The sequence below is a fragment of the Peribacillus sp. NPDC101481 genome (assembly GCF_044767165.1).
GTDB lineage: Bacteria > Bacillota > Bacilli > Bacillales > DSM-1321 > Peribacillus.
The window spans coordinates 1,002,230-1,014,685 of sequence record NZ_JBIWNJ010000002.1 but is presented as its reverse complement, the minus strand read 5'-3'; the positions used below and the strand labels follow the sequence as shown (position 1 = coordinate 1,014,685).

Genomic DNA, 12,456 nt, shown 5'->3' with positions numbered 1-12,456 from the left:
AAATTATCTTATTTTATTTAATCGGTCACTCTGACTCATGATATCCGTAACACGCACTCCAAAGTTTTCATCAATAACCACTACCTCGCCTTTTGCTATCAAGCGGCTGTTTACCAGGATATCCACTGGCTCTCCCGCTAATTTATCCAATTCGATGATCGATCCGGAGGACAGCTCCAAAATATCCTTGACGGAGCGTTTCGTTCTTCCAAGCTCCACAGTTACCTGCAAAGGGATATCCATCAGCATGCTGAGATTTTTCGTTTCAGACTCCTGAAGCTGATAAGGCTGAAAACTGGTGAAACTGGCAGGCTGAACATTTACCGGCTGTCCTGTTGGTACGGATGAAACACCAAAATGTTGTGGTACATTCGGTATTTGGTTCATAGGTTGGGTTTGGTGATCGACTTGTCCATAAGTTTCATTTGCCGATCGATCAGACCGGCTGTCCTGTAATGGTGCCCGCTCCTGAGTTGGAATGTTTGTTACTGGTTCACTTAGTACTTTTTGCGTTTTCATCTCGGCAGGATCGCTTTCGCCCGTTCCATTTAATAATTCGGAAACTAACCCTTTAGCAAACTCTAACGGCAGCAATTGCATGATACTGGAATCAATTAAGCTGCCGACACGGAGACGGAATGAGATTTTTGCAAATAAATCCTCGTCCGGTATCGCATTTTCACCTTCACCATTTAAAAAGTTAAGTAAATCTATGCTAGGTGGAGAAATATCCACTTTTTTACTGAAAATGGTCGACATGGAAGTCGCAGCAGAACCCATCATTTGGTTCATGGCTTCCTGAACAGCACTCAATTGAATTTCCCCAAGCAGGTCAGAAGGATTCTCTCCATCTCCCCCAAGCATCAAATCCGCAATGATAGCAGCATCGCTCTGCTTGATGACCAGCATATTTATACCTGAAAAACCTTCTGTATATTGCACTTGTATCGCTACATACGGATGCGGGAATTCTTCCGCGATCTGTCCCCTTTCAATCAATGTAACCGTCGGAGTGGTGATATCCACTTTCTGGTTCAACAAAGTGGATAGGGCAGTGGCCGAACTTCCGAAGGAGATATTACCGATTTCACCGAGGGCGTCGAGTTCCATCATGGATAAATAATCGTCAATCGAGAGAGGGAACACCTCATCTTCTATATCACTTGTACCTTTTAAAAGGGCATCTATCTCGTCTTGCGAAAGCATTCCATCACTTACCATCCTCGTCTCCCCCTTTCAAAATATCAAGAATCTGGATAGCATGTTTTTTTCCTACTTTTCCTGGCTGCCCGCTGTATTTTGGAATCCCTCCAATGGTAATCGTCAAAGGTTCATCGATTGCCTTATTTAAATCGATGACATCGCCAACATCAAGCAGCAAAAAATCCTCGATGGTGATGTCCTTGGAACCAAGTTCGGAAATAATGGGAAGATCTGCGTTTCGGATACGCTTTTCCAAAATCATGATTTCCTCCGGGATTTTTTCCTTTTGGGAATTTTCCATCCAATAATGAGCGGATAACTTTGGTATGATCGGTTCCAATACGACGTGAGGAATGCAAACATTAATCATTCCACTCGTTTCGCCGATTTGTGTATTCAAGGAAATGACCACAACAGTATCGTTGGGTGAAACCAGTTGTAAAAATTGTGGATTCACCTCGAACTCTGTCATCACCGGCTCGATTTCAACAATCGTTCCCCAAGCCTCCTGTAAATTTTCAAAAGCTTTCTCGAATAAATTCGACATGATCTTCGTTTCTATTTCCGTTAAACTATCCACCTTATTCTCGCTTATGCCCCGCCCGCCCAAAACGCGATCCATCATGGAATAAGCGATATTCGGGTTGACCTCAAGAATGATCCGGCCATCCAAGGGCGGCACCTCAAAAACATTCATGATGGTCATTTTAGGAATCGATCGGATAAACTCTTCGTAAGGTATTTGATCTGCCGAAGCAACGGATATTTGGACATATGTTCTAAGCTGAGCAGAAAAGTATGTGGTCAGCAGCCTTGCAAAGTTCTCGTGTATCCTGGTCAAACTCCGGATTTGATCCTTAGAAAACCGAAGCGCCCTTTTAAAGTCGTATACTTTCACTCTTTTTTCTACTTCTTCTTTTTTTAAATCATCTGCATCCATTTCACCTGTGGAAATGGCCGATAACAAAGCATCGATTTCATTTTGCGATAATATTTCCCCGGACATTAACACTCACCTCCAAAGCTTCTCCTTCTTAATTTAATGAAGCAAGGATGTTCTTATTGCAGAATCGAGGAGGTTATATAAACCTTTTCAACTTTTCCTTCTTCCATTAATTCATTCATTCTAGTCTTTAACGCTTCTTGAAGCTTTTCCTTGCCTTTTTTACCGGTTAACTCTTCCGCTTTCATTTCTGATAGTTCGGTAATGATGATATTTTTCACTTGAAAATTTCTTTTTTCCAACTCTTCTTTTGCTTTTTTATTTTCTGTTTGGACCGTAAATGAGATTTTGATATAATCATTGCCGGCAAGATTCGTAGTAATTTCAGGAATCTCAACTGATGATTTGATAATTTCGTCAATGCTAGGTTTATCTTCGGCAGATGTGGGCTCAGATAACTTTGTCACAACTACGACCGCTATGACACCAACAAGCGTTATAGCCACGAGTATAATCAACATAATGGTCAATAGATTTTTTTTCATGAACTTTCCTCCACATCCTTACGAAAACCGAGAATATTAACAGTACGATAAAATTGTATAATACCTTCAACCAGTTCCTCTTCCTTCTCTAGCACAACGATTTTCTTACCATTTGTAAAGGTAATGGTCGTATCTGGCAATGACTCGACTGTGTCTATGTACAATGCATTGATATAAAAGCATTTTCCATTTAGCCTTGTGACTTTGATAATGATATTTAGGAGCTAGGGCAAAAAGCACCTGGCTCCTCCCTCCCTTAACCTATCGTTTTAAGTTAACCAATTCCTGTAGAATTTCATCCGACGTCGTGATGATCCTCGAATTTGACTGGAAACCACGTTGAGCAACGATCATTTCAGTAAACTCTTCGGATAAATCCACATTGGACATTTCCAAAGAACCTGATGCAATCACACCGCGCCCCTCACCTGCGATATTGATATTTGCAGTACCTGAATTTATTGATTCCTGAAAAGTATTGCCACCGGTTTTCGTCAAGCCAGATGCATTGGAAAACTTGGCGACGGCAAGTTGGCCTAAGGTAGTGATCAGACCGTTGGAATAAACGCCATTTATTTCCCCTGATGAACCAATATTAAAACTTTCCAGTTTACCTTCTTTATTACCATTCGGATTTACAAGAGCAGTGGTGGAACCTTTAACTTGAGTAAGATTCGAGAAATCAAAATCCAAATTAACTTTTTGTACGCTTTCATCGACTGCAGTATCCGAGTCATCCTCTTTGCCGCTTGAAATGTTTATGGTTTGACCAGCCTGGGTTTTATCAGCTGCCACTATCTGACCATTAGCGTCGAAATTTATCGTAGTGAACGGTTTTGGTTTAGTAGCTGATGTATCCCCCAAAGGACCAGGTTCTTCATCAAAAACCTCCCATTTATCATCACCGTTTTTTTGGAAAAAGATAGTTGCCGTTTGTTCTTTACCCTTGTCATCCACAACTTTCATTTGCTGGCTAAATACGGTACCATCAATTGCGTCAGCAGCTAGATTTCCACTTACTGATATTTTAGTGGTGGTAATGGCAGGTAAAATCGCATTGACGTTAACAGCAACATCGCCAATCGTTTTTGATCGTTTCCCGTTTTCATCAACCTTGTAAGCCTGCACTTTCAAACCATTCGCGTTGACAAGGGTACCATTATCATCCAGGTAAAAGTTTCCTGCGCGTGTATATGAAAGAGAATCGCCTTGCTTGACGACGAAATAGCCATCACCGGATATTCCTAAATCAAGATCGCGGCCGGTGGTTTGCAGGCTTGACTGTGTATGGATGGTATCGATTGTAGCAATCGTGGACCCCAATCCAATTTGTTTAGAATTGGTTCCTCCTTTATTGGCTGTTGCTGCACTTGCACCAGATACCGTTTGGTTCATTGCATCGCTGAATGTCACACGGCTTTTTTTGAAACCATATGTATTGACATTGGCGACGTTATTACCAATAACATCCAATTTTGTTTGTAAGTTTTTTAATCCGCTTATTCCCGAATACATTGAACGAAGCATGATAAAGCTCCCCTTTCATATATAGACTGCTTCCGTCATTCCACAGTCCAGGCTCCTCTTTCAGGTCCAGCCTATTTATCTAAAATTATGGTTCCGTTGATGTTCGTGAAAATTTGAACGTCGCTTCTTCCCTGTTAGACTTGTGATGACCATATTGTTTTTCGGGCTTACTATCAGTGCCGAATTCTTTGTAATGATAAGAAATTCGTTTACACCCATTTTTTTGGCCTCATTGGCTTTAAGAGCAATTTGTCCCAGGTTTATGACGCTATTTCTCCTTTGACTCATCCGAAATTGAGCATGTTTACTGATGGCAAATTTTTGATTTTGTGCAGACAGCAGCTTGAAAATGCTGTTGGAAGCCTTGCTGGATCATCCGCCTTTGCCTTAACGGCAATTTTCTTGTGGCATCAGCTGAGAGGAATTTGCTTGAAAAACCAAGTTTATTCATATTCCCGCCCCTTAAGCTTCAGCGATTTTTATCAATTGCTCTGATGATAACTTGGTTTTGTTTTCATCATCCACTTCAATTTGCAGTTTGCCATTACTCATGGATACCGAGATTACTACAGCTGATGTCTCTCCATTTTTTTCATCCATCCAGGAAACGCGCTTGCCTATTAATTCACTTGCCGCCGTCAAGCTATTCGACGTGGAACTTGTTTGTTTCATTGCCGAGATATTTGCGGGTTCAAGCTTTGTGCCATCTTCTAAAAGAAAATAAACGCCATCACCCTTATATTGGATCGATTTAACCATGCCTGTTCCTTCTTCTATCGCAAGGTCATCATCGCCTTCATCCAGTTTATGCCAAGTGACTTCCTTTCCGACAAAAGAGTTATAGTTCATTAAACTATTTTGTTGATTGATCCCGATTATTTCTTCCATTTGGGCTCCCATATTCATCATCTGTTCCAGAGAAGAAAAAGTGGCCATTTGGGCGATGAATTCCGTATTGTCCATCGGGCTTGACGGATCTTGGTTTTGAAGCTGGGTAAGCAGCAATTTCAAGAAATCATCTTTTCCCAATGCATCCCCGTTTTTTCTGTTTTCAGTTTGAGATTTTGATAATAATAGTGACGTATCGATGGTCGTCATTTTTTCACCTACACTTCCAGATTTAACAAAGCATCGGCAAGGGATCCCGTAAATTCGCTTTCCGTCTCATCATTACTTTCTTCCTTACTCTCCTGTTGTTCATTATGTTCATCCGCATCTTTCTGGCTGAATTTCTCAGAAAAAGCATTGAAGGTCTGTGATATTTCAATTCTTTCAATTTGAATGTTTTGTCCGCTAAACGCTTGTTTTAAACCATGAATCTGATTCTCCAGCATATCTTTGGCCTGTGCAGTAGTAGCTAGAATCTTGGCTGAAAGCATACCATCCTTTTGAATCAGCTCGATTCTTAGGGACCCTAAATGTTCAGGATTCAATCTGATCAACAGTTTATTTACACCGTTAATTACGCTAAAGTTCGCCTTACTTAGAATATTTTCAAATTGCTTAACGAACTCTCCTTGACTGGCAGTTTGCTCAACTTTGGGAGCTGCCAAGACGAATTGCTCCAGCTTTGTCATGAAAAAAGGCATACCAGACCCTTGATGTTTACCGCTATCCAGGCTCTGCAAAGTCACACTGCTAGCGACTGCTCCGTCTTTATTTACCTTGTCACTCCCAGATGAATGAGGGAATGCGCTTTTAAATGTTTCTATTGCTTTAGTTTGCCCTGTCTCCAAAGTGTTGGATTGGTCAGGTTCTGTTTTTGATTTTGGTTGAATGGACAGCCATTTCTCCAGCTTCCCCGTTATCCCTTCAAGCAGGTGTTTCATTTGTTTCTGCATGGCCGCTTCATCTTGTGTCATGTGCTTATTCTCCGAGAGAAGATCTTGAACTTTCACCAATTTCAAGAGATTCACCACACCAGATAATGGTAGGTCATGCCATTCTTCTTCGCTCAATAAAGTAATTTTTTTCAGGGTGGTATACAGTTCCATCACATTGGCTGATAACAAACTTTGTGGATTCAGGCTGAAGTCATCACCTTCTTGTTCTAAATCCAGTTCCTCGATGCTCGCAAAGAAATCATCCAGCGCACCCTCATCATTTCCAACTATATTTTTTAGGGCCTGTAAAATAAGGTTGCTGTCTTGTTTGTTCACTGAAGGGTCAACGGCTGGACTCTCTTCCCCTGTATCACTTAACCTTTCAAGCTTCAAAAAACCAAGCAAATCGTTTATTTCAGACATTCGTCCTTCAGGGTTGCCGCCTATATCCGATGGAATGGGAGGTTCTGCCCCTATCGCTGATTGAAGGACTGATCCAAACCCTGAATTAGTTTGCTGATTTGGCTTAATTGGTACCTTTAGACTTAATGATGCCAAGGGAAGTAAAGAATTAATGGGAGAATTCATATATTCACCTCCTAACTCCTTCCACTTAAGGACTTTGTTCCGTTAGTTTCTTCGTTAACCTTGCAGCATCAGCCGTTGTCATTTGCTCCAAAACCTTAGCTAAAGTGGCTGCTTTCATACTTGAGAGAATCTCCAATGCATCTTCATCATTCATTTCGGTAATGATAGGTGCAGCCTTCTTCGGAGCCATGGTTTCATAAGTACGAATTATATCCTTGAACGCTTGTTTACTATTATTCTGACTATCTTTAAGTTGATTCATTTCTGTTTGAAGCTGCTGTTTTTCTGCTTCTGCCTTTTCAATGGCCTTGTCGCGTGTATCGATGATGCTCTCAAGCTTGTCCATCTCTTTTTCCTTGTTTTCAATCTCGGTTTCTAATTTTTCGAGCTTCATGGAAACTTTCTCATCACTCTTGGCTGGTTTATCTTTCTCTTCATCCTTTTGATCCGATTCAATGAAGGGTATTTTCGCAGACATATCCTTTGCCTTTTCCATTACATTCACCCCTGCAACTGTAAAAACGATCAACGCTACAGTTACCGCAAAGATTAATGGAATGAAGATGACAAGAAACCATTGAAACTTACTTATCTTGCTTTCTTCCAATTCTTCCAATCCATTAGACTCACTTTTTTTACGCATTCCATCACCTTACGCCTTTGCTTAAGAATTGCCGGATTGATATTTCATCCATTTGTTTGTTCTCAGCTTCCTTAATGACATCGAGGAATTTAAGAAAATCATTTTCTTTCATTTTCTCGTACTTTTTAACCTCGATATTTCTTTCCATTAATATATCCCGTTGAATATTCATCTTGTATCGCGCTTCAATGACTTCCTGTTGACAGTGGTTTAAGAGTTTTTCCAAGTTGTCCATAAATAACTGATGATGACGAATTTCCTGTATGGATAATCCATTTCGCAGCTTTTCCTGTTGAAACTCAAGCAACTCTTCTTTTTTCTTTAAAAGCTTATATAACTTTTCTGCCACTTCTTCAAATTTTTTTAAAGCAGCATTATATTTAGCTAGTGCATCGTTTTTTTCTTTTTCTTTGATGGTCAGGATCTTCTCGAATTTATATTGATAAATCATTATTAATCACCTTTCTCCATCAATTCGACAAGGGCATTGATACTATTATCTTTGGTAGCTTTTTCATGGGTTCCTTGCTTCAAAAATGAAATGATTTCCGGATAGCGTGTAATCGAGTTATCAATTTGTTTGGAAGAACCCTTCTTATAAGCTCCTATATTAATCAAATCTTCCGACTCCATATAGGTTGATAAACTTGCCCGTAATTTTTCCGCGGCGTTTTTATGCTTGTCACCAACTATATTATTCATTACACGACTAATGCTCTTTAATACATTGAGCGCTGGAAACTGTCCTTTATTGGCTAAGTTCCGGTCCAGTATGAAGTGACCATCCAAAATTCCCCTGACAGCATCAGCAATCGGTTCATTCATATCATCACCGTCGACGAGTACCGTATAAAAAGCTGTAATGGTACCGAGCTGATTTGTACCCGTTCTTTCGAGTAACCTTGGCAGGATGGCGAAAACGGAGGGGGTATACCCTTTTGTCGTCGGCGGTTCCCCGATGGCAAGTCCAATTTCCCTCTGGGCCATCGCAACCCTCGTGACCGAATCCATCATCAGCATCACATTCAATCCCTTATCACGAAAATATTCCGCGATGGCAGTTGCCGTCAAAGCACCCTTTATCCTCATCAACGCTGGCTGATCAGATGTCGCCACTACAACGATTGATCGTGCCAGTCCTTCCGGTCCAAGATCTTTCTCAATGAATTCACGAACTTCACGGCCACGTTCTCCAATAAGACCGATTACGTTTAAGTCAGCCGTCGTATTCCTTGCTACCATACCAAGCAACGTGCTTTTCCCGACGCCGCTTCCTGCAAAGATACCCACACGCTGTCCTTTACCAACTGTTAATAAACTATCAATCACCCGGACTCCTACATCTATCGGTTCATTAATGGGAGGTCGTTTCATCGGATTCGGCGGATCTTGATCCACAGAAATTGTCGCCAGACCTTTTGGAAGGAGTGAGTCATCAATGGGATGTCCCAATGGATCGACTACTTTGCCAATGAGCCCGCTTCCCGCCTTTATCTCAAGGCTCCGTCCGCTCCCTTCCACGATACAGCCCGGAGCAATATCACTAACTGCTGTAAATGGCATTAAAATAACCATTTCATCACGGAAACCGACCACTTCGGCTAAGATTGGATTTTTCTTTTTTTGTATGCCTGTATGGATATAACAAACATCACCTACAGAGCTTTCAGGGCCTTGAGATTCTATCATTAACCCCACGACACGTTTGACCCGTCCATAATGTTTGAATGGATCAACTTCATCAACCAAGGGCAATAGGTCTCTAGTTTTCATCTTTATTCCCCTTCCAGCAATTCAGTTAGTTTCACTTTTATTTCCTGCAGCTGACTGTCGACACTCGCATCCATCCTTCCGTTATCGGATTCGATGATACAGCTGCTTTCTTCAAGCTCATCATCCGGAAAGATATACAGCTCAGTATCTTTCGGAAAGATTGCCATCAACTCATCTTTATGAGAAAGAATCGATTGATATCGGATCGGATGGATATGCAATTGCACTTCACGGCAATCCCTCACTTCTTTGATGGCTCTTTTGACTATGGATAAAAAAGACTCTTCATCTCTTTCAAGCTGTTGCCCGATAATTTTCTCTGCCACCTTCAGGGCAAGATTTAAAATAACGGTTTCAGATGATTCGATATGGTGCCGATAATCTTTTTTAGAGGACTCCACCACTTCTTTTGCGAAAGCTATTTCCGCGGCAATCTCGCTATAACCCTTTTGGATCCCATCTTCGACTCCCTGCTGATACCCTTCTTTTTGAGCTTGTTCGATAAACATTGCTTTTTCTTGATTCTCCCATTGTTCTCGGTCTTGCTGGATTTCAGCAGCAATCGCTTGGGCTTTTTGCTTAGCATCGAGCAATAACGTTTCCGCTTCCTGTTTGGCATCTTTGAGAAATTCATCAGATTGAATATAATGAAGTTTTTTTCGCTCATCTGCATCATCATTTTGAAGAAAGTCAAAAGGGCGAACTTTTATCGCTATCTTTTTGCTTTTCTCCTGGTTAGCCTGCTGGGATTTGATAATCCTAGACAATGATATCATCCCCTCCGCCGCGGGCAATCACGATGTCTCCAGTTTCCTCCAGTCGGCGAATGACGGCAACAATTCTTGATTGCGCTTCTTCTACATCACGCAAACGTACCGGCCCCATATATTCCATTTCTTCCTGGAACGTTTCAACCATACGTTTTGACATGTTTCGGAAAACGATTTCCTTCACTTCATCACTAGCCACTTTAAGCGATAGCTTAAGATCTTCGTTATCGGATTCCCTGACAACACGCTGAATCGCTCTGCCATCAAGGGTCACGATATCCTCAAAAACAAACATTCGTTTCTTTATTTCCTCAGCAAGCTCCGGATCTTGGATTTCAAGTGCATCCAAGATCGTTCTTTCCGTTGAGCGATCAACACCATTCAACACATCTACAACGGCTTCCACTCCACCAGTCTGTGTATAATCTTGGGTTACAGTCGCTGAAAGTTTTCTTTCGAGTATTTGCTCCACTTCATTGATGATTTCCGGAGAAGTGCTATCCATTAAAGCAATCCTTCTTGCAATATCGGCCTGCACCTCTTGCGGAAGCTCAGACAATATTTGTCCAGCCTGTGTGGGATCAAGATAGGACAAGATCAATGCAATGGTCTGCGGATGCTCGTTCTGAATGAAATTCAAGATCTGTCCAGGATCTGCCTTTCGAGCAAAGTCGAATGGACGAACCTGCAAGGAAGATGTTAAACGGTTAATGATGGCGGTTGCCTGATCAGTCCCTAATGCCTTTTCAAGTACCTGTTTGGCATATCCTATCCCTCCCTGGGAGATGTAATCCTGTGCTAAAGCAATATTATGGAATTCTTCCAGAATTTCCTCTTTATCTTGGGAGTCCACTTTCCTCACTCCCGAAATTTCAAGTGTCAATCTCTCAATTTCCTCTTCGGAAAGATGCTTATAAACGGACGCAGAAACATCCGGGCCTAAGGAAATAAGGAGGATGGCAGCTTTCTGTTTGCCAGTCAATCCGGCTTTTTTTTTTCTATCTGTCATTTTCTTAAGCCTCCTAGTCTTCTGCTATCCAGCTTCTTAATAATTTTGCAAATTCATCCGGCTTTTCTTTTGCCAGCTTCTCCAGTTGTTTTCTTTTTAAAGATGCTTCTGTTTCCTTCTCTTTGTTCAGATCCGGAACATCGAATACGACTTCTTCCTCTTCAACCACGTACTCCTCTTCCATTTCAGCTTGCTTTCGGGAACGGAGGAATAAGATTAAGAGAATGATAATGGCAAGTATTAGCACTCCGCCGACTATGTATGCCCATATTGGTAACGAAGGTTTCGTTTCATCTTTTTGCAACTTCATTTTTCCATTAAACTGCTGAACGGAAATCGCAATTTTATTATTAAGCTCCTCGTCCGTCAGCTCTTCCCCTTCAGCTTTTTTCTCGATTGTCGTGCGGATTATCGTACCTAGGATTTGTGTAATATCATCCATACTCTGTTGAGATAAAGAATTTGGATCGTCAGCTGTGGGCGGTTCGACCATGACCTGAATACCTAAATCTTTGACTTTATATGGGCTTTCGACTATTTCTTTCTTGATTCGATTCACTTCACTATTTATCGTTTCATCCACTTTTTCATAATCACCGGATCCGTTTGTGCCTTCAACGTAACTCGATCCCAATGAATCCGAGGAATCCTCACTTTGCGGAACGCCTCCTGCACCTGCTGCGTCCCCGCTATACGATTCGTTGATCCTTTGCGCAGAAATCTCAATTCCAGCCATATTTTCTTCATCGACCGGTTCCACTAAATTCTCTTCCCGATTTTCTTGAGTGAAATCAATGTCTGTCGTGACTGAAACAACCACCTTGTCTCTCCCCATTATCGTTCCAAGCATATTTTGTACCTGTCTTTGAATATCGCGTTCTATTTCTTTTTTTATTTCGTTTTGGGTAGCAAATGAGGATGCGAAAGAAGAATTTTCATTTTCATAATCGAAGTACTCAAACTCTTGGTTCATAATGACGATATTATCTGTAGGGAGATTCGGAACACTTTTTGAGACCAGATGATAAAGGGAATTGATTTGACTTTCTTCAAATTTATAACCGGGTTTCGTATTCAATACAATGGATGCTGACGCTTCCCCAGCTGAATCACTGACAAAAACTCCTTTATCAGGAAGGGTGATCATAACACTGGCATCTTCTACCCCATCAATCTTTTTTATTAAACTTGCCAATTCCGTTTGCATCGAGTCCAGTTTAATGACATTGAATTCATTTTCAGTCATTCCGATACCGGCACTTTGACTAAAAAAGGAATAGTCGATACTGCCTGATTCCGGAATTCCTTCAGCTGCCAGTTCCACTTTAAGTGAATCCAGTTTTTCTTCTGGAACTTTTATGGTCGTCCCATTTTCAGAAACTTCATTCATAATCCCTTGACTGTCTAAATTTTCTTTAATGCTCCCCGTTTCCGAAGGAGTTAAGTTGGAATATAAGGGCACCAGCGTCGTACGCGTGGTTAAAATTGAAACTGCCGTAATGATGATGATAATTAATGCCGCTGAACCAATCATCATGAATTTTTGTTTTTTACTGCGGCTCGTCCAGTAAGCAGTTATTTTGTTTTTATAGTTCACTAGTACTTCATTCATTTAAATCCCCCGGTCAGTCT

At 41.2% G+C, this 12,456-nt stretch carries 14 protein-coding genes; all 14 read right to left on the bottom strand.

The features are described 5' to 3' along the window. Window positions 1-3 precede the first annotated feature (3 nt). On the bottom strand, window positions 4-1,221 hold the full coding sequence (gene fliY / locus ACIROD_RS14970) for a flagellar motor switch phosphatase FliY (RefSeq protein WP_402941827.1): 1,218 nt from the start codon (window positions 1,219-1,221) through the stop codon (window positions 4-6). Continuing rightward, complete coding sequence (gene fliM / locus ACIROD_RS14965) at window positions 1,211-2,209, bottom strand: flagellar motor switch protein FliM (protein WP_402941825.1); 999 nt, start codon at window positions 2,207-2,209, stop codon at window positions 1,211-1,213. Before fliM ends, fliY begins: the two co-directional genes overlap by 11 nt. A gap of 53 nt (window positions 2,210-2,262) precedes the next feature. After that, window positions 2,263-2,691: a flagellar basal body-associated protein FliL gene (gene fliL / locus ACIROD_RS14960; RefSeq protein ID WP_101224653.1), complete on the bottom strand. Its 429-nt coding sequence runs from the start codon at window positions 2,689-2,691 to the stop codon at window positions 2,263-2,265. Continuing rightward, entirely contained in the window at window positions 2,688-2,900 is a 213-nt protein-coding gene (locus ACIROD_RS14955) for a flagellar FlbD family protein (protein WP_397315036.1), read from the bottom strand. The genes fliL and ACIROD_RS14955 overlap by 4 nt, the downstream gene beginning before the upstream one ends. 52 nt (window positions 2,901-2,952) lie before the next feature. Further along, complete coding sequence (locus ACIROD_RS14950) at window positions 2,953-4,218, bottom strand: flagellar hook protein FlgE (protein WP_402941823.1); 1,266 nt, start codon at window positions 4,216-4,218, stop codon at window positions 2,953-2,955. 304 nt (window positions 4,219-4,522) lie between these two features. Next, window positions 4,523-4,669, bottom strand: coding sequence for a hypothetical protein (locus tag ACIROD_RS14945; RefSeq protein WP_402941821.1), 147 nt, complete (start codon window positions 4,667-4,669; stop codon window positions 4,523-4,525). An 11-nt stretch (window positions 4,670-4,680) separates the two neighbouring features. Then, window positions 4,681-5,316, bottom strand: coding sequence for a flagellar hook assembly protein FlgD (gene flgD, locus ACIROD_RS14940; protein WP_402941819.1), 636 nt, complete (start codon window positions 5,314-5,316; stop codon window positions 4,681-4,683). Window positions 5,317-5,324: 8 nt separating this feature from the next. Continuing rightward, the gene (locus ACIROD_RS14935; protein ID WP_402941817.1) at window positions 5,325-6,629 is read right to left on the bottom strand and encodes a flagellar hook-length control protein FliK; all 1,305 of its coding nucleotides are present in this window, start codon (window positions 6,627-6,629) and stop codon (window positions 5,325-5,327) included. A gap of 25 nt (window positions 6,630-6,654) precedes the next feature. Next, window positions 6,655-7,272 (bottom strand): MotE family protein, encoded by a 618-nt coding sequence (locus ACIROD_RS14930; protein WP_402941815.1) that lies wholly within the window; start codon window positions 7,270-7,272, stop codon window positions 6,655-6,657. A gap of 4 nt (window positions 7,273-7,276) precedes the next feature. Next, complete coding sequence (gene fliJ / locus ACIROD_RS14925) at window positions 7,277-7,723, bottom strand: flagellar export protein FliJ (RefSeq protein WP_230177503.1); 447 nt, start codon at window positions 7,721-7,723, stop codon at window positions 7,277-7,279. Window positions 7,724-7,725: 2 nt separating this feature from the next. After that, complete coding sequence (gene fliI / locus ACIROD_RS14920; RefSeq protein ID WP_101224646.1) at window positions 7,726-9,045, bottom strand: flagellar protein export ATPase FliI; 1,320 nt, start codon at window positions 9,043-9,045, stop codon at window positions 7,726-7,728. 2 nt (window positions 9,046-9,047) lie between these two features. Continuing rightward, window positions 9,048-9,812, bottom strand: a complete 765-nt coding sequence (gene fliH / locus ACIROD_RS14915) for a flagellar assembly protein FliH (RefSeq protein ID WP_402941812.1) — start codon at window positions 9,810-9,812, stop codon at window positions 9,048-9,050. Further along, window positions 9,805-10,824, bottom strand: coding sequence for a flagellar motor switch protein FliG (gene fliG, locus ACIROD_RS14910; RefSeq protein ID WP_101224644.1), 1,020 nt, complete (start codon window positions 10,822-10,824; stop codon window positions 9,805-9,807). Before fliG ends, fliH begins: the two co-directional genes overlap by 8 nt. 13 nt (window positions 10,825-10,837) lie before the next feature. Beyond that, window positions 10,838-12,436 carry a flagellar basal-body MS-ring/collar protein FliF gene (gene fliF, locus ACIROD_RS14905; RefSeq protein ID WP_402941810.1) on the bottom strand — a complete coding sequence of 533 codons (1,599 nt, stop codon included), beginning with the start codon at window positions 12,434-12,436 and terminating at the stop codon, window positions 10,838-10,840. Window positions 12,437-12,456: the final 20 nt, after the last annotated feature.